Here is a 23,046-nt window from a genome sequence, read left to right on the forward strand (position 1 = left end):
GGAATTAAAGTTCGATGAAACAATTGGGATTTTATGTCGACACGGCCAAGTGTACGGGCTGCAAAACCTGTCAATTGTCGTGCAAAGATGAGAATGACCTGAAAGTCGGTGTGAACTGGCGCCGGGTCTATGAATACGGCGGTGGTAGCTGGTTTCAGAACGAAGACGGCACCTACGCCCAGGACGTGTTTGCCTATTACACCTCCATCAGCTGTAACCACTGTGCCAAGCCAGCCTGTACCAAGGCCTGTCCAACCGGTGCCATGCATAAGCGTGACCAGGATGGCCTGGTGGTAGTTAACGCCGACGTCTGTGTTGGCTGCCGTTACTGTGAAATGGCCTGCCCCTATGGCGCACCGCAGTTTGATGCCGAGAAGAAAGTCATGACCAAGTGTGATGGCTGTTTCGACCGGGTTGAGCAGGGCAAGCAGCCGATCTGTATCGAATCCTGCCCGCTGCGAGCCCTGGATTTTGGTCCGATTGATGAGCTGCGTGCCAAATACGGCACGGAAGCGGATATCGCGCCACTGACGGACTCCTCTCTGACTGAGCCATCGCTGGTGATGAAGGCGAGCCGTCATGCCAAACCTTCCGGTGACAAGACCGGACGCATTATGAACACTCGGGAGGTATAACCATGCATGAGTTGCCACTGGTATTTTTTACGGTGCTGGCACAGGGCACCGTTGGCCTGTTCCTGGTACTGGCCTGCCTGCTGATGGCGAACAGTGATGCCCGCCGTCAGCAGCTGTTGAATAAACTGCTGATGGTGGCTCTGGTGCTGCTGGGTGTCTCCGGCGCTGCGGCCATGACTCACCTGGGTCAGCCATTGCGTGCCATGAATGTTATTTTTGGTCTGGAACATCTGTCGGCACTGAGTGTTGAGATCATCACCACTTCGCTGTTTGGTGGTGCTGTCTTCACTTATGTGGCCATGGTGCACTTCGGTATCCTGGCAAAGTTGCAGAAGCTGGTTCTGGCGGGAGCCATGGTATTGGGCGTGCTGTTACTGCTGGCCATTGCCAATGTGTACACCCTGGCCACAGTGCCTGCCTGGAACAGCGGCTGGACCATCTTCCAGTTTGTTATGACCGCTTTTGTGGTGGGTATCCCGGCAGCGGCGCTGATGCTGAGAAGTCAGTCGGCCTCTTTGGGTGCATTCCAGAAAAACACTGATCGTGCACTGGCCACCCTGGGCTTTATCACCCTGGGTCTGGTGCTGGTGGGGTACCCGCTGTACCTGTTCTGGCTGGGGCAGGTTGATCTGTTTGCTAATCCGCTGGGTCTGTTTGACTACCACGGTCGTCTGATGCTGGCCCGTCTCGGTCTGTTGTTTGCCGGTCTGGGCGTTTGGGTGATGGCTGCCACTCGTGGTAATAACTCATCGGCAGGTCTGGCAGGGGTGAGTACCGTCCTGGTGCTCACCGCTGAACTGTGTGGTCGTATCTTCTTCTATGATCTACATCTGTCGTCTATGTGATCAATATAATTATTATGTAAGCGAGTAAATGCAGGACACCTGCAGTTATAAGCACAATAGCCTGAAAATCCCTATACAGGGCTTTTCAGGTTCTGCTGGTTCTTTTTACCCTCAACTGTTCACCGGTTTTCTCTCCAGAAACTTCGCTTTAGACGTTTCAGGTTGGCCGGTTCCAAACGCTGGTCTTCACCGACAAGGCATTCAGAACCGATGCACACCTTCATTTCTCCGCCTTTGGAGATCACAGAGGGTTGAGGCGCAATGGAGCGACTGTTCAGTATCATTCTTCGACCGTGTGAGCCCATATTCTCCATAACGGATACATTCAACACGCTAGTACCATCCTCAATATTCACGGCATAAAAATAATTGAGCCCGACGCCCGGATTACAGCTGTTAGAGGACATTTGAGGAACAAAAGAGCTAAACAGCAGCATGCCATTGATCAGTGAGGCCCGGCCCAGGATTTTCTCGCCGGGATCTTCCAGTCTCATATACCAGCCAGCAGCTCCGCTCAAAGAGCCCAGTGCCGCATTTTTATCCCACTGGTTACCGTGTTGAATGATGTTGGAGGTCGCATCGTACAGTGACCACTCAGTAATGACCCCACCGTTGGCATACCGGTAAGTGGTCGGCTTGTTAAAGATATTGCGGTCACGAATTACATACATACGATCCTCCACCGCCGTATTCATGGGGCTGGGGCGGGTACCGCTGCCTATGGCGATATTGAGATATTCGCGATTGCTGTCAACGGCTACAGTGGGTGCCTCAAAAAAACGCCGGGCATCCACTTCAGACTCGCCTGCCAATTGGGCAATCAGACCACCATTGGCGAAATTCCAGGACCCGGTGTTATCGGGATTGATATCAATACGGAACACCTGACCGCCAATATCCACTGCATAAAAGTAATCGGTCAGGCCATCCTGGTTGATATCAACCAATGTCAGATCTGCCGGAATACTGTATTCCATTTCCGGGATGCTCAGGTTACCGTTTTTGCCGGCATGCCAAAGCATTTCACCGGAATAGGCATCGACCATATATATTGCCCGGCCTATGTCGTTTTCCTCAATTTCCGCTTGCTGGTCAGCATCTTCGTCATAGCCCCCGCCAAACAGCAACACATACCGTTCAGACCCCTGCCACTTGACCTTCGTTAACTGCGCCTTTGACCAGGTTTGTCCCAACTCCGAAAAGTCGGGATTTCTGGATGGATCGTCGTCAGCCTTGTTATTGGAATCCACATCCCCTTTGATAACCCATCTAAGCTTCGGGGTATTCCGGTTAGTGACGTCCAGAGAATAGATATTACTGCCTCCCCTGCGCATGGTCAGGAATAAGTAGGCATGCCCATGACCGTCCGTTATGTTGCCATCGCCGTTCCAGTCCCTGAAAAAGACAGTTATCGGTCCATCCATGCCATATATTTTGGCTCTGCCAGGGTCGGGCTCCGGTGGTGGAGCTGGCCATTCATGCCTGGGCCTGATATCACAAACAGTGTCGCCGACCAAGTGTGGAAAGTTGTAATGCCATTTACAATATTCAGGATGTGCACACCTTGCTCTTGACCAATCCCAATCGCATTCATCATCGTTCGTGGGTGTCGGGGGGATAAGACGACAACTCTCGCTCAGGTTTAAATCTCCCCACTCAAACCTTTCTTCACAATAACGGGCCGGCACACAGGCACCGGGTACCTGGTAATTCCACACACACTGTGAATCCGATGTTGGCGCACCGGATATCGCCGGGCGAACCGTCCCCTCCCGGTACATTCGCAGGTTGCCCAGCAATTTCTTGGGAATGAACGAGAAAGTAGTGTACCCACTGGTATCCACAGCATGGAGAAAACCATCATTGGTGGTAAAAAAAATGGTTTTATCCACATCACCATGCCACCCCCAGGGGTTATAAGTAACAATGACCGGCTGAGTATGAATAGGGTCACCCATACTGAACCGTGGTTCTATCAACACACCATCGCCATCGTCGTCATCAATATCAATGCCCCGTGCCCACTGCAGCAGCGATATTTTCTCCAACATACCAGTAACGCCCAGAGTACCGTCAGGAAAAGAAACAAAATTGCCTTCGTTGACCCTATTCGAATCGCTTGACAGCTCCACATCCCTGTCGCCAGTTAAATTGGTATAAATCGGTCGCGCCGGATCCAAAAGCGATGCAGCCCCACCGGCTGTAACGACTTTACCATCCGGTGCAGCGCTCCAGAAACTCTGGGCATTGTCAGAAAAAAAGCCAGTCACCGGATCAATGGCCAGATTCCCGTTGGCATCATATATCTGATTATCATCACCCAAACGGTAACGTTTCAGGTTGCCCGTCCAGTCTGGTCCGGAGCTAGGGGCAAAAACGGTGTAGTAAAGTTCATCGGTGGACTCAAGGGAGTTAAACGCATTGACGGGGACGGTCGGTGAAGCAAATGAGGTGGATTCCGAATTGACCCGAACCATAATATCGGCAAACGCCTGACTCAGCTGGTTAGCATCCTCTGCCCGGTAGTACTTCCCGTTACCGGCCCTGACGGAATTGGACAGTACATCTGACGACCATTGATCCATTTCACCAAAGCCAATAACGCTTAATAAGACGTTCTGGTCGCCATTAAAACCGCTGTGAATATCATGATTGGCCATATACCAGATAATTTCATTAAGGCATTGGTGACAATCGTGGTACAAATGACTTGGTATGGTCTTACCCGCGATCATCCGCTCAATGTCAACATCAGCACTGGTATCATAGGAAGGTGCGCCATCAGTCAGCAAGATGATATTGTTCTTTTGGCATTCTGTGACAATGGGGGAACGATAATTCGCGCCTGGATTCCAATAGGCACGGAAATCGCTGCCAAAGGGGTTCGACGCGAATTTTGTGTACTGCCCCGAAAAATAAAGGTAGGCTTCATACAACGTTTCAGCCATTGGTGAAAAGCCATTGGGACTCAAACTATCAATGGCATTCATAGCCCCTTGTCGGCCCGTGTCAATATCTTCAGATGCGAATATAACGCGGCCGCCCTCATCATAGTTAAATCTCATTACACTGATGTTGATATTCTGTGCATCACTGATAAAGTCCTTGGCCACTTGCTTGGCTATATCCATGCGGGAGGGGCCAGAATACTGACAATTCCCAAAAACACCACATACCTCGGGCCTCGCGAACATGCTCGCTGATGTATCCATAATCAGCATCACATTGGGCTGGGCTCCAGTGGGAAGGTCGGCAACAAACAGATCAATATCATTTGCCGCCAGTTCACAAGATAAAATCAGGGAGAGCAGAAAACACGCTGATGTCCTTAACCATCGAGAGATGGTCTGCGAGTATTCTGAATATTCATATTTTGAATGATCGTTGCTAAACATTCCTGACATTTTTATCCACTGTTCTGTTGTTATGCCCAGCCAATGCTCATATCTACGAAGGGTGATACTTTTATCAGGCAATAGCAGAATTGACAGTTCCTTACTCCGGTGCCGAACCCTGCGGTGGTGTGATCAACAGAACTTGCAAGACTTGAGCCGTATTTTCAATCCAGATCACCAGCGCAGGCTGCTCCGGGGAGTCCCGGGACTCCTGCAAGTCCTCCAGGTCCCGCAAGTCCTGCAAGGTTGCCTTCTGACTACCAGCGCCCAGTCTGCCCACTTGCAACCGCTGGTCAAAGACCAATCGTTTTGGCAGACAGGTTGCACAGGGGTAGGCCCAGATCAAGCCACTGGTTTCATTGCGAAATTCAACTTCTATCTTGCCGAACTCCTGGTCAACTTGCCTGCCCGATGCGTTGCCATGGACCGCCAGGCATGACAGCCATATTCCTGTCATGGCAGCCAATAGCCAGTAGCGGACATGACTGTCATGGTGTTTGCTCAGTAACATAAATCTCCCCCATGCTCTGGCCTGACCGGGCAAACTTCATTGATGGCATTGTTCTCTATCTGGTAAATCAGACCAGAACACTGACTCCCAGAACCAGCTTCTTCCCACTGACGGCAGCAGCCGTCATGTACTGATCAATATCGGCAGTCCCCCCGGAAACAACACCATTAAGCACCTGCAACCGTGCCACGCCATGCACCGGGGCAGCGGCATTATTTCCTGGCCGGATCCTGAACAGATATAGGGTGGCCTGTTTATTCAGCCAGTTGACCGGTTACTGGTTGTTCCTGAAGTGCAGGGGAGGGTTTATCAATGCGTTCAATACCCCATTGCTCCAGCTTTTCTTTCCATGTTTTTCGAAAATCCGATGAAGTCTTGATCTTTCCCAGTGTCAATAGAGGTTGAGGCATTTCTTTTCTCAGACACTCGCCAACCAGATTCATAAACCATGCGGAGTTTTCAGCGGCTTGTGCAAGGCTGTCAAACCCTTTAAGACTTTCACCAAGGGCGTTCAAGTGCTGAAGGTCATCGAGCATTGATTCCCGCACTTCCTGCTCCCGCGCGTACCGGGAAGCAAACAGTCGTGACTTGATCAATCCACCCGATCGACAGGTTGGCAGTGCAGGCTGATCCAGTATTTCAGTTGCTTCAGTCAGTACCTCCTTCACGGAATAATGGTCTTTAAACCGAACCATAGGGCGCTGGCGCTGATCCGATGGAACGGGAAAACTTTCCCATATTGAAGCTATGTATTCCTGTAGCTTCTGATTCTTGAACTTAAGCGAGTTCTCTTCAGCCACTAGCATTTCCAGACTCAGTTTTTCAAGGTCATCAGCGGTGCTGGCAACACGAAATTCCCGATAATCGGATAACCCCACAGGCTCTTGCCAACAGGAATCAAAACGACAAATCTCTTCAGCAACACGCTTGGTTATTGTGCATTTCTCAACTGCAAGCCCATTCTCCTGGCGCAGTTTCTGAATGTTGCCCGCCAGCTCTTTTTTTAAATTTTCTTCTTTTAGTTTTTTTTCTTCCAATGCTTTGTTTCTTAATCGTTCCTCACTATCGGTGCGTTGAAATTGACTGACGGCGGGAGGGCTGTTGTTATCACGAGCCGTCTCAGGCTGCTCTGATGAATCGGCAATCCCCGCGGCTTTCAGATGCACTGACCAGGTTCTTTTGGTCATTGCCGGAGACAACGACAAACCCAAAGGCTCAAGACTTTTTATTAATTCCTTTGCTAATGTTCCACCCGACCCGTGCCCTTCCAGTAAACTTGCTATTTCTTCTGCAAATTCTTCAAATGTTGGCCGCATGTGTGTCACTGTAACGGAAAGTTCGTCCTCAGTGCTTTCCGGCAGTCTGAAGACAAAATATTCCGGGTTTCCTGCCAGATAACCCATAAGATATTCGTAATACTGGCAACCCTTCTGCACATAGGCATTCAGTGCATCTTGATAGTGTCGGGCAAATACAGGGATGTTTTTCCTGTACACACTTTCAGCCGTTTCAGAGTCAAGGTAGTTCTTACTGGCAAGTTTCCTGAGTCTTTGTTCGCCAGCCTCCCGGAGTTGTTTCAATGGCTGTTTCAGTGCTGACGACCCTGTTATTATGTTGCCCTTGTCTTGTGCCCGCTTCCTGGCAGCTGACACTGCTTTTGCTATCTTGCCCTTAAATAGCCCTTTACCCGGTTTCGATTTCCCACCTGGAATATCCAGCATCGGTGTAGAAATATTCGCACTTGATGCCGCCGGCTGACTGAGTGATAGGTTATTCATAAACTCCGGACTCGTGAATGCACAATAATTATTATCAGTTTCGCCTGATCAAACCCTGATCATCGGTAATCAAGATAGTCAGAAAGAAAGAAAACGCCCATATTTTCCCGGCAGACAAACTCTTCATTCAGGTTGATCAGGGTGCATGAAGGTAAGTAGTTAACCAAATGAAATCGTATTTTCTGACTAAGTGGACAGTCACTCCCGGCAACTGCTCCTGCGTTGCTCTAGCTCCTGCATCCATGCAGTCGTGCGGCGTTACAACTACGGTCACATAGCTACGGCTATGCTCCCTACGTTGTGCCTTGCATAGTAACTGACCACTTAGCCAGAAATATACGATTCCATTTGGTTAACTACTTAAACGTAATCATGATTTCAGGCTTAAAAGAAACTAAAGAGGCAGGGATAATGAACTTTGACTATTAGAAATTGTCACAAGGTGCGTTGATACAAATTTAAGATCGACTTTAAAAACAACAGTGGAGTCATTTGTGGATTCAGTCAATGCACCAGCTACAGCGACCAAATCAAATTTTCAATGCCCTTTTTGCTTAGAAGATGATTTGGAAGCCCGGTTTAATGATTTTGTCGTGACCCATTGTTGCAAACAACCCTTTCACTTCGATTGCATGGAAAAGTGGAAAGCCAATGAATTAAGCATTCAGGGCAGGGAGGCCTGTACGGTTCCCGTCAAACCATGCCAGACTTATTTGAGCTGTATGCATTGCCGACAGAATGCCCTGCCTGTCGTTAATCTGAACACCCTGGCTTATAGCAATAGCCACAGCACCGGTTACTGTTTACCGGATCTTGCTGACTTTCTGAAAAAGCGTACTAACAGTCGGCAGGCAAGCTCATCCGAAAACGATCAGGGTGGCGCAGAGGGGAGCAATAACAGCACAACAACAATGGCAAGCGGCTCAACGAGCTTGCCAGCAAGCTCAGTTAATGATGCGCGTATCAGGGGCAGTGAAGACCATATTATTCCTGATTTACCGACCCTGGTCAGTCAGGGGTTGAAGCGCCGTCATGAAGATTTGCGCTCTGGAATTGAAGAGCTACTGGCGGTTCAGGCCTGTGTCATTGGCGATCAGGACATGCTTCAGGAGATTGCACAGCAAGCCCCGGATACTTTTAGTACCACTCAGGAAACAGTCCTTTATCAGGGGCCTGTACCTCTGGCTCTGGTGGCTGCTGAACATAATCATGAAACGTGTGTTAAGAAGATGGCCGTTAACCCGAACATGTTTCGACAGTCACTGACGCATGCCCTGGAAGACAATGATGAAGGCACATTGGCAATGCTGATCAGGAGCGATAAATTGGGGTTTGCCGATTTGCACCTGCTCCGGGCAATTGAACGAAAGGACAAGAAAAAGGCGAAATCGCTGTTGGCCGCTGGCGTTGATCCCTATCCGATAGCCCAAAATGTCATTAGGGCTGACCACAGCCCGGCAATGATAAATTTCCTGCTCAGCCTCGGACTCAGTGGTGGCAAGATTGTTCTCATGGCTGCAAAGGCAGGGAACAGGGTGCTGCTCTGTGATTTTAAGGCATCGTCTGAGCTTCGCAACATCATCAGGGATGGCCATTTCATTGAGGCAATAATCCTTGCTGCACAACAAGAACACCGCGGCGCATTGCGGGAACTGACAGCGTTTGTGACGCTGGCAGACGCGCTGCTCATCTGTGTCCGTGAGCATAATGAACCCGCCATTGCTGCGTTGCTCAAATCAGGGGCGTGTTTGTTGGACGCCATGGTGCTGGCCGTTTCTAAAAGTCAACTGGAACTGTTTGAACAATTACTGGCCAGGAACATAGATGACGGTGGTCACTATTTAAGGCTTGCTGCACAAAGTGGTGATGAAGGACTGGTACAGGCCCTGCTCAATGCCGGCATTGATGCCAATGGCGGGGATGGTCCAGCTGACACGCCACTGGTTATAGCCACACGCAATAGCCATGCCAGGGTGGTCAGTATGTTGCATGACGCTCTGGGGCCTGACCAACGTGTCAATATTATTGTCCGGTCGACCAGGGAAGGGACTGAAACGGAATTGCGATCACTGCTGGCTTCCTACCCGGGGGCGGGACAAATGTTCCGTGAGATGCAGCGGGTCATTAGTTATTTGCGTAATCAACCTGGCTACGGTGAACCGGCTATCAGACGGCTGTTAGATAAAATGGATGTCGGTAAAACAGTGACCATTCTTTCTGAAGCCCTTAAGAATAACGATGACAAAATGCTGGCAACGCTACTGACTGTCGGGGTCGATCCTAATATCACCGATTGCAATGGCTTGCCTTTGCTGCACGCTGCTGCTGACAGAGGAGACCTGCAGATGGTTCAGCTATTGCTGGAGAGGGGGGCAATAGCTGATCTGCTGAATATGGAAGGGAAAACCGCCTTTTCCATTGCTGTCCGAAAAGGCTATAAATCGATCGCTAACCAGCTGATCAAAGCGACAGGTGGCGTAGATATTGAAAGTGAAGTAACCGCAGCGGTTGGTCGGGCAGACGTTGAAATGCTCAGGCCTTTGCTGGGTATAGCTGACCTTGGTGGCACAAAGTTCCGGCAACTGTTCCGTCAGGCTGCTGTGAGCGAACAGCGTCAGGTGGTCAGTGTCTTCGCCACGCAAACAACCTTCAGCGTTGAGATTGCCTTTGCCATGGCGCTTGGCGATAACGAGTTGCAGGTGGTTGATGAATTTCTCAAGGCCGGTATGGATAAAAGCCGTTGCTGGTCGGCGTCGGGCTTGCTGATAGCGGCAGCACGCAAGGAGGAAGAGAAGGTTAAAATGCTCATGAACAATGGTATTGATCCCGCTAATGACATTAAACTTGCGGCACAAGCCCGGGAAACGGAAGCCCTGTCAGTACTGCTATCGTCTTTTGATAATATTGAAGAAAGAAACAGCCAGGTTAAGGCACTGATTTTCAGTGAGGTGGACAATCCGCCAGTGTTCTCATCGCTGGTGGATGTTGAGCGTGAGTCCGGAGCTGCTGGTCTCAGGACTATCCTGGTGTCGATTTTGGCCATGAGCAAACAAGTCCGTACCGATCTGGAGAGTGTGCTGACAGCAAAGCAGATCATTTTGGCTGAGGACAGGGATGCAAACAGGGATGCAAACAGAAAGGGGAAGCCGGAAGATTCCCCCGCCCTTAACCGACAGGGAGGCAGGCAGCGGGATATAGTTGAGGAGCCGCCGGGTCATGGCAATGTGAGGATAAAATCCTGTGATGATGCTATCAATGACCATCAGACTCATCTGGAAAGGAATGAAGCTGTTATCCGGGCATTGATTCGCGCCGGAGCCGATCTTGATATCACCGACGAGACCAGGGGCTCTCTCCTCTCTCAGGCAATACAGGAGAACTGCCATGACAGTGTCCGGTCCATTCTGGCTTTCTTGACACGGTCAGGCCCGACTGCCAACACCCCTGCTGCATCGAGCCAACACTCCGGTGGTTACATCAACAGAGATCTTTCAAGGGTATTGACCGATGCTTTGGTGTTGGCCATTGGTCTGGACCGGCAGCCAATGGTCAAGCTGCTGCTGGACGCGGTGCATGGGATGAAACATGTTCAATGGGATCTCTCCCGGCTCAATGGCACTAGCGACCTCCTGCTTGGTGTTGCCCAAACGGGAAATATCGATCTGTTGCGAGAACTCTGGCAACTGGGTGTCCGGGCTACCCCGAGTCTGATTCGGATTGTGCAGCGTGTAGACGAGAACAAGCTGCACCAGTTTGTCAGGGCCGGGATTAAACTGAACGCTGCGGATGTTGGCAGAGGTCTGCATCCGTTGCTGCTGGCCGCCATTATGTTCGCTGAAAATAGCTTTACACGAGTGGTGCGTTCCATTGTCTCGATCACTGACAATGTTGACGACGTTATTTGTGACCAGCAACTGACATTACAAGAATCGGTGCGGTCAAAGCTTTGGCAAATTGTGGCTGAACAGCATGACCGCATAATGAGTGTGCTGGTTCGCGCTGCTGATGGAGGAAATCACCGACTTTTCGAGACACTCGCGGGCAACCAGGAGATGGCGGATCCCCTTGGCCGATGCCTGAGCGATGCGGCACGCCGTGGCCATCGCAAGGTGGTCAGTGAACTGATCAACATTGATGTTGATATCAACTCCGAACCGGAGGTATTTCTGTATGACGTAGCCCTTGAGCATCCCGATATTGCCAAAATGGTGGTGAACTATTGGGCAGGAAAAGCGAACAGAAATCTCCCGGTTATTGTCGAGTCAGCGCTTACTTTGGCAACAGAGAAACTGACGGAGCAGCCCAGTGCTGATCGGCAGCAGACAGAGCAACTTTGTCTCTTTTTAAAGGGCTTGCTGGGAAACACCGTGCCCTCTCAATCGACAGACTATCAAAAGCCCTCTGGCGTAAAAAGGCACTAATCCCCATACAACCACCAGAGCCTCCCTGGCTCCGGAGGCTGTTGTTATATAGATAGCCAAAGCGGCTTAAGGAACTTCATCCTATTTGTCTGGTTTTGCGTAAACGCTTTGGTAACACTTGGGTCGCTCTCTCTGCTGCTCCTGATAAGCGGGTTCTCTGCGAACAACCCTTTCGAGCTCAGCGGTAAAAGCCTGTTGCGAACGATGGTAATGCTCCTTGCTGACATATCCCGAGTCCATGCAAGCTTTTATTTCTTCTAACTGCGCCTGTCGTCTGGCAAGACGGCTTAGTATTTCAGTAAAAAGATCAGCGACGGTTTTGTCATCGGCCCCGTTGCGACGGACTACGTTGAGTTGTTCCAGCAATTCATCCCGTTTATTTGCCTATTTGGTCGGCTCGGCCCACACGGCTTCTGCTATGACGTAATACCAACTCCACCTTCTAAATATGAACTGCGCAGCCATTTTGAACCGCTGGATCTTCGTTGGAATTCCTCGCAATAGCCCTGCTATTACTCGTCATTCCGCCTTGCCCAGCGGTCCAAAATGACTTGCTCGTTATCATATTTAGAAGGTGGAATTGGTATAACAGACATCAAATGCTTTTATGTTGCGCGTACCCCATCAAGAAGCATTGCTGATATCTTGCGGACAAAACGTCAGTGTGAACAGGCACTGGGTATTAAACAGCCGTTGCCTCTGGTTGTTTATTGCAAGCACAAGGGATCTGTCCAGGTCTGCTTTGATGATGAGCTTGATAGTGAACATCTGGCCCTGAATGAGGCATCCCTGGATGAATTTGCCCTATTCCATAACCTGTCCCAATGAAAAAATTATTTCCTGTACTGTTTCCGCACGTTAAGGGTTTAGGCTGCAATTTAGAAAATTTATTGTTTATTTTCCTGCTTATTCTTTTACGACGATTCTTTTGATGCCAACGGTGTATCTGCTTCACTGTTTTCCAAAGAACCGGTATCTTCCGGTTTACTCTTCTCTTTAGCTAATAATGCCTTAAGGTTTTTGTAATATTCACTGAGAGTTATACCTTTTCCCGCACTGCGTAAACCTTTCCTTTTAATAGACGGCACTTCCAAAGTATTTTTATTTTTATCACGCAGGATAGAGCATGCTTGTTCAATGATTTCACCAGGGGTGCTATCGTGACCCGGTCTTGTTTCTTTAAGATGTTGTTCCGAAAATCGTCTAACACTGTTTCCAAGTTCCTCTATCCCTGAATTAATTTGTTTCTGCATTCTTCTTTTTCTATCTTTTTCTAATTTTATTCGTTCATGATGATTCAGGTTTGTGCGTGGTCTTTTTGCTCTTGGCTTTGCAGCCCGGAGCAGTAATTCCTTATCATCATCAATTAATCGAGCTGCCAGTTGTAGAATCTTTCCGACAGTGCACTCATTGTTGTTCAGTTCTTTAATACGCATGAACTTACTCACTTCACTGCTTAATTTTGATACATTAATCTGGCTGCTCTCAACTTCAGGATCAGCAACAGGAATCGATTCGCCCGAAGTACGCATTTTTTTCAGAGGAGGAGGGCCATTCAGGGTTTCCAGAACCCAGTTTGATGAATTTGAAGAACTTGCTTTAGTTTTTTTCTGCTGTGCCTGGTATTGAGAAAAATTTTCTTCAAATGCGTTCTTAATGTGCTTTTCAGTGGTTTCTGCCAGTATTTTATCGGTATGTTCTCGAAGTTGTTTGTTTGCTTCCTCCAGCCTGGTTTCTAATAATGGCCTGATTGCTTCTGAAACCGATTTTACAAGACGGGGTTGCATGCCCGGAATAGTTGCTGTTATTGATGATGAAACAACTTGATTTATTTGTTGCTGTAATAAGGGCATCATAACTTTGACAGCATTGGTTACCTCATTTTTGATTTGTTCCCCCAGTAGTTCCCGCATTACATCAGGCATTATAGCTTTGACCGTGCTGTTTATCTCCGTTTTAAGCTGAGGAATGACGGTGTTAGAAATGGCTTGTGCTACAACTGACAATAGCCGCGAGGATTTTCTTGCAGGGTTGTGGGGGGGCACCGTTGATGCATTGTGGTTACCGATTTCCAGGGTCGGCCTGAAGGTCAAATCGGGAGTCGCTGGTGCACTTAACACTGCAGCATTGATCTGCGAAACCAGAGGGTGGTTTGGAGGCAGAGGCAGCTGAAGCGAAACCCGGGAAACCTGTCGGGGCAGATTAGCCTCTACAGGGGGGGGGGAGAAATGAGCCAGTCGTTGACTTGGTAAACGGGGAGCCGTTGCTTTTGGAGAGGCGTCTGACATTAATGGGGGACGATTGGATCTGATGAGTACACCGGACGACAATAAAGGATCCTGACTATCAGGGCGCAGGCCGGAAACTGGTGGTGATTGCAAAAATGACGCACTTTGATCTGGGCAACTGAATCGATAACCCGGGGAGCGTTGTAAATTTGGATTGTAGATCCCGCTAGACGTCAACATGGGGGGCGTTTCTTTACGGTGCTGGGGGGAATTTATGAATTGCCTGTGATCCGCAGGGGCAGCATGCATTACCGGATTTATATTGCAGTGTGTTGTCTCTGTTGCCTTGATATTCCTTTGTTGTAATTGAGTAGTGATACTCTGTCCGGGCATCATTGACATTGGCTCAGACTGACACAAACCCGGAGTTGGCGTATTGAAAACACGGGGCTGGGTTGCATCTGTGATTAAAGTACCTTCTCCTCCGTTAAAATTTAAAAAAGAAGGAAAACCATTGCCCATTGATAAAGGAGAATTAAACATGCCCTGAAAACTACCCTGAATTTGTAATAGTACCTTAAAATTATGACCTTTTGATTAACTATAAGTTCAAAACTGTATTTTCCATGAAAACTCGCTGGGTTCTAATGTAAGCCATAAATCCCTTTCCTTGAGGTCAGTTAATAGATATTCCATTGATGCTTGTGCAAAGTCAGTGCCAAGGTTTTTTTAAAGGGATAATTCAATAATTTATAGAGAAAAAGTGATGCTGATAAGGCTTTATTCTATGTGGATAAGCCAGAAATCGGGGATATCTGCACTGCAACGATACACACCAGAGCAGATATTCATGATTTCATAATGCACAGTGCTTATTGGGTTAAACAGGTGCCAATACCGTTTGAATTATTATCAGCATTAACCAGTACCATACTGATACTGTCGTTTTCTCAGCCTGGTCAGATGGGAGAACACACCATGAATATTGTCGTGTACAGTGGCAATTGTCGTATCCGTTCACTAGCCTGATCGTTCAAGTTAAAAGTGCCTGTGTGCCGTGAAAATGTTGACGGTAACTTCTAATGATGTAAGACAGGAGCGAGCTGACTAATATGACTCCGGCCAATATCACGTCATCCAATCCCGTTTCCTCTCATGACGTTAGCAACGAAGGTAAGCAGGCGGCTGCCAACGAATCGGATCTGAAAGTCTGGCAAGAAGGCAGTTCGTCAAAAGCCCGGAAAAATAAAAAAAAGAAGAGGCGCTCAGGTGCTTCTGATAAGCCTTTTTCAGGTGCATCCCCCTGTGCATCCCGATACCTGGACAACCCGGCCTATCCTGCCGTCCAGGAGCAGCAGACCAGGCCCGACAGGGGGCTGAAGTCCCGTCATTGCCAGCGCTCAACCAAGACAGCTGCATCGCCTGATGTTACTGCCAGAGGTCGTGATTCTTCTGATTTTCAGTTAGTTGCCCGACCAGAGTTGAGCAAGGCGAATTTGACGCCTGCGGAGTTCAGGCCTCGATACAAGACGCCATTGGTTGATATCGGAGCCAATCTCATCGGACACAGGTTTGATGACTTGTCCCGGGTTATTGCCGATGCTTCCCGGTCAGGCGTAGGTCGCATCATGATAACGGGTACTTCTATTGCTTTAGCAAAAAAGGTGCAGAAAACCGTGGATAAATGGCTGAAGCAATCTCCGCATTCTACCAGGGCCGCTGGAGCCTGTGCGTCTGCCGATTCCTCCCGATGCTCTTTGTATTACACAGTGGGATGCCATCCACACAAAGCCAGGAATTTTAAGCAAGATGGTGGCATACCGGAAATGGAAAAAATTATTGAACGGGGCGGCAGCCACTGTATTGCAGTAGGTGAGTGTGGATTGGACTTTGTGCGTGAGTGGTCTCCCAAAAATGTCCAAAGAGATGTGTTCAGAGAGCAGCTGGAGCTTGCGGTACAACTGAAAAAGCCACTGTTTTTGCATGAGCGGGGTGCCCATAAGCAATTCATTGAAATTCTGACAGACTACATAAATCAACTGCCTTCTCCAGCCATGGCCTGCGTTCATTGCTTCACCGGTAACAGTGAGCAGCTGCAGGCTTATCTTGATCTGGGCTGTTCCATCGGGATTACCGGTTGGATCGGCAACACGCGTAATAAAGATCTGGTGGGTGCGCTGCGCTCTTTCGGTTGGGAAGCCCTGCGTGACCGGCTGATGGTTGAGACCGATGCACCTTTTTTAAAACCTTATCTGGTTATGCCCCGGCAGCCTGATCATGGCAGTGGTGGTCGTGGCAAAAGACAACGTGATAATGAACCGGCCAATCTGCCCTATGTGATCCATGCGCTGAGCCAGGTCCTGGGTGTGGATGGAGAAGAGATTGCTGCTGCAACCACAGAAAATGCCCGCCGGATATTCTCACTCGTCGACTGACACCGCATCGGTAAATAACTGGTTAAAATGATTGGGCAATAATCAATCAATAAGATATAAAAATTAGCCAACCAAATGTTATTCATCCCGATTGTTTTTGACTGGATACGCTGTAAATTCAAGCCAAACAAGGCAAAGGAGCACAGGGCGAAAAGTGTCACGTATAAATACCGGTTTAATCATTCTTCAAACAGCGTATGTTGGGTCACAATTTTCAAGCCTACAGGCTTCTGGTTAAGTCGTGTCCGATATACAGAGAACAGAAGACGAACAGTTGGTATCCCCGGCAAGGCGGGCTTTTTTCCGGCGTTTCGCCCCTGAACCCGAGCAGGTGATCCCCAATAGCCGCTATCCACGGCCGCCATGGGCAGTAGATAACACACTGTTTCTGGCGCTGTGTACCGAGTGTGATCAGTGTATTGAGCAATGCCCAATGCGGGTGCTGGGACAATCCGATGAGCAAGAAGAGATTCTTTCTGGCCGTCCTGTACTGGACCTTTCTTACGGTCGTTGTGACTTTTGTGGACAGTGCGTTGATGCCTGCCCATCGGGAGCCCTGAGCCGTGAACAAGGGAAAAAGCGGCAGGTGATTCCCCAACTTGCTGGCAGTTGCCAGGCAGAACTGGGGATGTACTGTAACCTCTGTGAGGAAACCTGCCCTGAACAGGCGATCAGCTTTGCTGCGGATAATAAGCCGGTGATAGACCTCAGTCTCTGCAGTGGCTGTGGCGAGTGTGCTCTGGATTGCTACAGTCATGTATTGGTTATGGCCAAAGCTTCCTGGGAGCCTGTCCGAGAATAGCGCCCGTAGCGAGGATGGCAGAAAATTGAGGATAAAAATTTCGTTTTGTGAGGTGAATAGCGGGGCTATTTGCCGAACAAAACGGAATTTTTAGACCAATTTGCTGCCACCGCAGTAGGGCAGTCTATTCTCGGACAGGCTCCTAGCGCCCCCTCAAAAACAACTTATCCAATTGATCCATAGTGAGCATGGTCCAGGTTGGGCGACCATGGTTGCATTGTCCGCTGCGCTCTGTCTGCTCCATATCCCGAAGCAGGGCGTTCATCTCTTCAATGGACAGTTTTCTGTTAGCCCGCACCGACCCATGACAGGCCATGGTGGCCAGTATTTCATTGATATGGGCTTCAATGCGGTCGCTGGTACCGTGTTGCATCAAGTCTGAGAGTACATCTCTCAATAGCTTCTCAACATCGGCATTCTGCAGCATCACCGGTATCTGACGCACCAGCAGCGTTTCCGGCCCCATCCGCTCCAGGGTCAGTCCCAGACGGGTAAAGTATTCGCTGTTTTCTTCTGCACAGTCTGCCTCACGTTCACTCACCGATACAGATTTAGGTACCAGCAATGGTTGGGCACGAATCCCCTGTTCCTGATAGGACTGCTTCATGCGCTCATAGGTAATCCGTTCGTGAGCGGCATGCATATCCACCAGAATCATCCCCTGGTCATTTTCCGAGAGAATATATATTCCTTTCAGCTGGGCAATGGCATAGCCAAGAGGCGGTGCCAGAGAGTCATGTTCCGGCAACGGCTGCGCCGACACCTGAGCTGAAAATGCTACGCCGGGTTCCTGTACCGCATGGTCACCCACGGCTTTCGCCTGACTGGCAGTTACAGGCTCTGCTGAGTTGGCATATAGCTGGCTATAGGCTTCTATCTGTCGTTTAACCTGCCCGGGCGATGGCGCTTCTGATAAAGCAGGGCGGCGGTCATGATTGCCACTACCACCGAAGCTTTGATTGGCATAATGCCCGGTACTGCCGGATGCTGTCGGGGCGGTTGCAAGCTGGATGGCTTCCTGCCCCTGAAACTCACCGGCCTCAATACCCGATGCCGTGGGTTGAGGCGGATTGGTCAAAACCGTGGGTGGTAGCTGATCTTCCGGGCGAACTTCACCCAGGGCACGATTTAAAGTACTGAACAGAAAGTTATGAACCGTTCTGCCATCCCGAAAACGGACTTCATGTTTGGTAGGATGCACATTGACATCCACCATGGCCGGATCCAATTCCAGGTAGAGGACAAATGTCGGATGACGCCCGCTGTAAAGTACATCACGGTAGGCCTGACGAACTGCGTGAGCCACCAGCTTATCCCGAATAACACGACCATTAACGAAGAAGTACTGCAGATCAGCACTGGCCCTGGAGAACGTAGGCAGCCCCACCCAGCCGTACAGTTTCAGGCCAGAGGCGGCAACATCAATAATAACCGCATGTTCAATAAATTTGGGACTGCAAAGTGCAGCTACCCGGCGATCTTTTTCCGCCTGTGTAACTGCGGGACGAAGCTGATGGACACTGCGTTGATTGTGGCGGAGGGTAAAGCCTACATCAAAGCGGGACAGAGCCAGGCGCTTAACCACCTCTTCAAGGTGAGAAAATTCGGTCTTTTCAGTACGGAGAAACTTACGACGGGCCGGCGTATTAAAAAATAGGTCTTTGACTTCTATGGTGGTTCCCACCGGATGCGGTGCGGGCATAACCTGCGCTTCCATATCCCGCCCTTCCACTCGGGCTTGCCAGCCTGACGCCTGTTCTGCCACATTAGACGTCAGGGTGAGCCTGGAAACTGAGCTGATGGAGGCAAGCGCCTCCCCGCGAAATCCGAGGGTAGCCACACCTTCCAGGTCTTCCAGTTCAGATATCTTACTGGTGGCGTGGCGGGAGAGTGCCAGTGCTAACTCATCCCTGGGTATGCCATGACCATCATCACGGATACGGATCAATTTGACACCGCCATTTTCCACTTCAACCGTCAGACGCCTGGCACCGGCATCAATGCTGTTTTCCAGCAGTTCTTTGACGACTGAAGCCGGACGTTCCACCACCTCACCGGCAGCGATCTGGTTAGCCAGTCGGTTATCAAGAAGACGAATGGGTTTCATGGTCGATTATTGGGTCCAATAAGAGTTCTCAGGCCAGCCTAATGTAACAATACCGGGAGGAAGTTTCCCCGGTTTTTACCATCGAATATCGAGTTTTGAGCAAGACTATCAGTTAAAGGGTACTCTTTACATGTTTACTGTTCAGCATGATGCGGGGGGGATGTACACAATGACCGTTTGCAACTCACAGATCATTCTGTCCAACAGGTACCGGTAGAAAGAAGAAAATAAAGGACACCCAAAAGAAAGGGAAAATAAAAGGAAAAAATAAAGAAGAAAAAATAAAAGGAAATAAAGGAAGAAATAAAGGACACCCAAGAAATAAAGAAATAAAGGACACCCAAAGACAAGCGGAAATAAAGGAAGCGGAAAAAAGGAAATAAAGGACACCCAAAGACAAGCGGAAATAAAGGACACCTAAAATTTGACTAATCGGCCACACTGTCTATTTTTCTTCTGGAGCCTCTCAAGGGCATTACGGACATATACCCAGTAACCAATAAAATACCCCTAACCAATAAAATGACATGACGACTGCCCGAAAAAACCTCATAGATCCAGCCAATACGCCCTACTACCACTGCATGGCACGCTGTGTTCGCAGGGCTTTCCTATGCGGCAAAGACAATTTCTCAGGTAAAAACTATGAGCATCGCAGGCAGTGGGTGGTTGATCGGTTGAAGGCACTTTCTGGTATTTTTGCCCTGGAAGTCTGTGCTTATGCGGTTATGTCGAATCATTATCATGTGGTGCTCCATATCAATAGTCAGCAAGCCAAAAAATGGGACACCAAAAAAGTCTTACAACGCTGGACGCAGCTGTTTTCTGGCCCGCACTTGGTTCAGCGTTATCTTGCCGGCGATCAGCTGGGCAAAGCAGAGCTGCTGCGTGTCGAAGAATATGCCCAGAAGTACCGAGGTCGCTTAATGGATATCAGCTGGTTCATGCGCTGCCTTAACGAATACTTAGCCCGACTGGCCAATAAAGAAGATGAGTGCAAAGGGCGCTTTTGGGAAGGTCGTTACAAAAGTCAGGCCCTGTTAGATGAGGCAGCATTGCTGACTTGCATGGCCTATGTCGACTTAAACCCCATCCGGGCAAAAATTGCTGCAACACTGGAAACCTCAGAACATACCTCTATTAAAGAGCGCATTGAGACATACGACAGCGCAAACGGAAAAAAACAAAAGGCACACTTGAAACCGTTAAAAGCTCAGGGGCAAAACCCTGAACAGGCGATTCCATACCCACTCAGTAGCTATTTTGAACTGGTTGACTGGTCTGGCCGAATTATCCGCAAAGGCAAACGTGGTCGTATAACTGACGATGTACCACCTATCCTGGAGCGCTTGGGTATTGACCCAAATGAATGGCTGCAGACTATGCGCTGGCATAATCGTTTTCACCGCGCAGTCGGCAAGCTGGCTTCACTGAAGTCTTATGCAGAAAGCACCGGAAAATGCTGGGTTCATGGTATGTCTGTGAGCAGTAATCTCTATCCTGCCTGATCAACACATTTTCATTTACTTTAATGTGGCCAGAGTTTTCTGAGAACTCTTTCTTATATTGTCTCGATAGTATCTTCTAACTGGCTGTTGCTGAGCACTTTTTGTCCTCTTCCTGCTTGGTATGAATGAGGACTTCTTAGAACAATCAATGCTAGCATTTTTAAAAATGAATAGATTAAATATTCTTTTCACTTTTTAAAAAATGGGTGTCCTTTTATTTCTTCTTTTTAAAAAATGGGTGTCCTTTTATTTCTTCTTTTTAAAAAATGGGTGTCCTTTTATTTCTTCTTTTTAAAAAATGGGTGTCCTTTTATTTCTTCTTTCTTTTTATTTTTTTCTTTGTCAAAAAATGGGTGTCCTCTTTTTCTCCTCGCTGGCATAATCGTTTTCACCGCGCAGTCGGCAAGCTGGCTTCACTGAAGTCTTATGCAGAAAGCACCGGAAAATGCTGGGTTCATGGTATGTCTGTGAGCAGTAATCTCTATCCTGCCTGATCAACACATTTTCATTTACTTTAATGTGGCCAGAGTTTTCTGAGAACTCTTTCTTATATTGTCTCGATAGTATCTTCTAACTGGCTGTTGCTGAGCACTTTTTGTCCTCTTCCTGCTTGGTATGAATGAGGACTTCTTAGAACAATCAATGCTAGCATTTTTAAAAATGAATAGATTAAATATTCTTTTCACTTTTTAAAAAATGGGTGTCCTTTTATTTCTTCTTTCTTTTTATTTTTTTTCTTTGTCAAAAAATGGGTGTCCTCTTTTTATTCCTCTCTTTTTATTCCTCTTTTTATCATCTTTTTATCCCCTTTTTATTCCTTTCCAGATTTTACTAACGAGGCAAAAAACTTTCTCACCGTGCAACTTTTATCATTTTTTTTGTCTAAATAGCAAAACAGGTTTTACAGATCTTTTATAGTCTTCTCTTTAACGAATCAAAAGTTCAACCAATAAAAAGACTGCTCAAAGTGGCGAACAACAATTAAGTACTTTAGTACAAAAAAGAAGCAAAGCATTTTTTAACAGGACTATCAATATGCACATGTTGAAAATTTTCACACCCGGACCTGTAAGCATGGGTTATCAGCAATTGCCCCATGAAGACGTCTGTGATGCTTCTACAGAGCCGAAAACCAGCAGTTCATCAGTTTCCCTGGCTGCCTTTGCACACCATACTCACTCGTTGTCTATTAATCCATCTCAAGGTCTGACCTGCCAAACCCCTGTTGGTAATCGTGCGATTGAGCCGGAAACTGAGCCTCTTTGGCCAAACAATTACATCACGAAAGCCTGGACGAAAGCTCATGGTCAAACCGGAAAAAAAACAAAAGCAGACAGTAAACAAGCTACTAAAGACCTCCACGATGCACTCATTTTCACTGAGAATCCGGAGGATCTGACCAATGATGACATCCTCGGCCTGATTGAAAAAGGAGCAAATATCAACGCGAAAACCAAATACTATGGCAAAGAGACAGCTCTACATTTAGCCGCTTTACGTGACAGTAAAAGAATAATTGAATTGCTTGTTAACAAGGGTGCTGACGTTAACGCCAAAACTTCTTATGGCTGGACAGTCATGCAGTGTGCTCACAAGAATGGATCCATTACGCCCCTGATCCGCTGTATGGTAAATGCCGGGCTCAAGATTGATGCGAGGTGTGATAATTGCGGTTCAACAATGCTTGCTCATGCGGCCAGGGAGCATAGCTGGGAGCTTGTGGAATTTTTATTGGGTAAAGGTGCCAGGGTTAACGCTGAGATAAATATCAGGGGAACGGCACTCCACCTTGCAGTTCGTGAGGGGCGGCAAGATGTCATTAAGATGTTGATGCTAAAGAGAAAGGCTAACCCCGGTTTACCAAGTATACGTGGGCGTTCAGCTATCCATTATGCTGTGATGGACAGAGGTTTTGCAGATTTGCCCACTTCGGAAAATCTGGCACATCGACAAAGCATCCTTGTCGAACTGATTGAAAGCAAAAAAGTGGACATCAATGCCCGGGATGAACGTGGAATAACAGCACTACACATCGCAGCGAGTGGAGGCTATATAGTAATGATTCCGGAACTGCTGAAGCGAGGGGCTGATTTCAACCTTCTGGATAAAGACAATATGACAGCTTATGACTATTGCAATAGGCAGAAAGCCTGTCTGTTAATGGCAGAACATAATGCTGATGTGCGAGGAGTCGATTTGAGGAAAGCAGAAGCAGCCGACCAGAAACACACTGCAAGCGGGTTTGTGCATAAAGTGAAAGCCTTTTTCAAGTCTGAACGAAATCGCTGAGAAGCCCTTATTTTCAGCGGTGCGGATGATATCAGAATGGTCGAAGTTTGAGCCCGAAGGGGCATTTTCCAGAATAATAACAGTGTTATTAC

Annotated in this window: 15 protein-coding genes; 8 read left to right on the forward strand and 7 right to left on the reverse strand. The window is 48.3% G+C overall.

Annotated features, from left to right (window positions below):
• Positions 1-14: 14 nt before the first annotated feature.
• Both ACO6UX_RS18410 and ACO6UX_RS18415 read left to right on the forward strand, forming a co-directional pair.
• Complete coding sequence (locus ACO6UX_RS18410; RefSeq protein ID WP_422449833.1) at positions 15-635, forward strand: DMSO/selenate family reductase complex B subunit; 621 nt, start codon at positions 15-17, stop codon at positions 633-635.
• Positions 636-637: 2 nt separating this feature from the next.
• Positions 638-1,480 carry a dimethyl sulfoxide reductase anchor subunit family protein gene (locus ACO6UX_RS18415; protein WP_422449834.1) on the forward strand — a complete coding sequence of 281 codons (843 nt, stop codon included), beginning with the start codon at positions 638-640 and terminating at the stop codon, positions 1,478-1,480.
• Between the two features lie 119 nt (positions 1,481-1,599).
• On the opposite strand, the gene ACO6UX_RS18420 is transcribed toward ACO6UX_RS18415, so the two are convergent.
• The 4 genes from ACO6UX_RS18420 to ACO6UX_RS18435 form a co-directional block, all read right to left on the reverse strand.
• Positions 1,600-4,611: a pilus assembly protein gene (locus ACO6UX_RS18420; protein WP_422449835.1), complete on the reverse strand. Its 3,012-nt coding sequence runs from the start codon at positions 4,609-4,611 to the stop codon at positions 1,600-1,602.
• Positions 4,612-4,975: 364 nt separating this feature from the next.
• Entirely contained in the window at positions 4,976-5,386 is a 411-nt protein-coding gene (locus tag ACO6UX_RS18425; RefSeq protein WP_422449836.1) for a hypothetical protein, read from the reverse strand.
• Positions 5,387-5,453: 67 nt separating this feature from the next.
• Positions 5,454-5,576: a hypothetical protein gene (locus tag ACO6UX_RS18430; protein ID WP_422449837.1), complete on the reverse strand. Its 123-nt coding sequence runs from the start codon at positions 5,574-5,576 to the stop codon at positions 5,454-5,456.
• A 64-nt stretch (positions 5,577-5,640) separates the two neighbouring features.
• Positions 5,641-7,164, reverse strand: a complete 1,524-nt coding sequence (locus ACO6UX_RS18435; protein ID WP_422449838.1) for a hypothetical protein — start codon at positions 7,162-7,164, stop codon at positions 5,641-5,643.
• A gap of 494 nt (positions 7,165-7,658) precedes the next feature.
• Here ACO6UX_RS18435 and ACO6UX_RS18440 point away from each other — a divergent pair, with 494 nt between their 5' ends.
• Positions 7,659-11,585: an ankyrin repeat domain-containing protein gene (locus tag ACO6UX_RS18440; protein ID WP_422449839.1), complete on the forward strand. Its 3,927-nt coding sequence runs from the start codon at positions 7,659-7,661 to the stop codon at positions 11,583-11,585.
• An 81-nt stretch (positions 11,586-11,666) separates the two neighbouring features.
• On the opposite strand, the gene ACO6UX_RS18445 is transcribed toward ACO6UX_RS18440, so the two are convergent.
• A complete protein-coding gene (locus ACO6UX_RS18445; RefSeq protein WP_422449840.1) occupies positions 11,667-11,951 on the reverse strand; it encodes a hypothetical protein in 285 nt (94 codons plus the stop codon).
• A 180-nt stretch (positions 11,952-12,131) separates the two neighbouring features.
• Between ACO6UX_RS18445 and ACO6UX_RS18450 the strand changes: the two genes are divergently transcribed.
• Positions 12,132-12,413, forward strand: coding sequence for a hypothetical protein (locus ACO6UX_RS18450; protein WP_422449841.1), 282 nt, complete (start codon positions 12,132-12,134; stop codon positions 12,411-12,413).
• A gap of 86 nt (positions 12,414-12,499) precedes the next feature.
• On the opposite strand, the gene ACO6UX_RS18455 is transcribed toward ACO6UX_RS18450, so the two are convergent.
• A complete protein-coding gene (locus ACO6UX_RS18455) occupies positions 12,500-14,356 on the reverse strand; it encodes a hypothetical protein (protein ID WP_422449842.1) in 1,857 nt (618 codons plus the stop codon).
• A 569-nt stretch (positions 14,357-14,925) separates the two neighbouring features.
• Here ACO6UX_RS18455 and ACO6UX_RS18460 point away from each other — a divergent pair.
• Both ACO6UX_RS18460 and napF read left to right on the forward strand, forming a co-directional pair.
• On the forward strand, positions 14,926-16,248 hold the full coding sequence (locus ACO6UX_RS18460; protein WP_422449843.1) for a TatD family hydrolase: 1,323 nt from the start codon (positions 14,926-14,928) through the stop codon (positions 16,246-16,248).
• Positions 16,249-16,489: 241 nt separating this feature from the next.
• Positions 16,490-17,050, forward strand: coding sequence for a ferredoxin-type protein NapF (napF, locus tag ACO6UX_RS18465; RefSeq protein WP_422449844.1), 561 nt, complete (start codon positions 16,490-16,492; stop codon positions 17,048-17,050).
• A 142-nt stretch (positions 17,051-17,192) separates the two neighbouring features.
• Here napF and mutL read toward each other — a convergent pair whose 3' ends face one another.
• Positions 17,193-19,157: a DNA mismatch repair endonuclease MutL gene (mutL, locus tag ACO6UX_RS18470; protein ID WP_422449845.1), complete on the reverse strand. Its 1,965-nt coding sequence runs from the start codon at positions 19,155-19,157 to the stop codon at positions 17,193-17,195.
• Positions 19,158-19,684: 527 nt separating this feature from the next.
• Between mutL and ACO6UX_RS18475 the strand changes: the two genes are divergently transcribed.
• Positions 19,685-20,665: a transposase gene (locus tag ACO6UX_RS18475; protein ID WP_422449846.1), complete on the forward strand. Its 981-nt coding sequence runs from the start codon at positions 19,685-19,687 to the stop codon at positions 20,663-20,665.
• Between the two features lie 1,182 nt (positions 20,666-21,847).
• Positions 21,848-22,954 (forward strand): ankyrin repeat domain-containing protein, encoded by a 1,107-nt coding sequence (locus ACO6UX_RS18480; RefSeq protein WP_422449847.1) that lies wholly within the window; start codon positions 21,848-21,850, stop codon positions 22,952-22,954.
• Positions 22,955-23,046: the final 92 nt, after the last annotated feature.

The sequence above is a fragment of the Endozoicomonas sp. ALB091 genome, from assembly GCF_049310265.1.
Lineage (GTDB): Bacteria > Pseudomonadota > Gammaproteobacteria > Pseudomonadales > Endozoicomonadaceae > Endozoicomonas.

Bases quoted from the DNA above. Each gene is read 5' to 3' on its own strand.
- ACO6UX_RS18410 (WP_422449833.1), top strand. From the start codon at position 15: ATGAAACAATTGGGATTTTATGTCGACACGGCCAAGTGTACGGGCTGC.
- ACO6UX_RS18435 (WP_422449838.1), bottom strand. From the start codon at position 7,164: ATGAATAACCTATCACTCAGTCAGCCGGCGGCATCAAGTGCGAATATT.
- ACO6UX_RS18420 (WP_422449835.1), bottom strand. From the start codon at position 4,611: ATGGATATAGCCAAGCAAGTGGCCAAGGACTTTATCAGTGATGCACAG.
- ACO6UX_RS18415 (WP_422449834.1), top strand. From the start codon at position 638: ATGCATGAGTTGCCACTGGTATTTTTTACGGTGCTGGCACAGGGCACC.
- ACO6UX_RS18460 (WP_422449843.1), top strand. From the start codon at position 14,926: ATGACTCCGGCCAATATCACGTCATCCAATCCCGTTTCCTCTCATGAC.
- ACO6UX_RS18475 (WP_422449846.1), top strand. From the start codon at position 19,685: ATGACGACTGCCCGAAAAAACCTCATAGATCCAGCCAATACGCCCTAC.
- ACO6UX_RS18455 (WP_422449842.1), bottom strand. From the start codon at position 14,356: ATGTTTAATTCTCCTTTATCAATGGGCAATGGTTTTCCTTCTTTTTTA.
- ACO6UX_RS18450 (WP_422449841.1), top strand. From the start codon at position 12,132: ATGACTTGCTCGTTATCATATTTAGAAGGTGGAATTGGTATAACAGAC.
- mutL (WP_422449845.1), bottom strand. From the start codon at position 19,157: ATGAAACCCATTCGTCTTCTTGATAACCGACTGGCTAACCAGATCGCT.
- ACO6UX_RS18425 (WP_422449836.1), bottom strand. From the start codon at position 5,386: ATGTTACTGAGCAAACACCATGACAGTCATGTCCGCTACTGGCTATTG.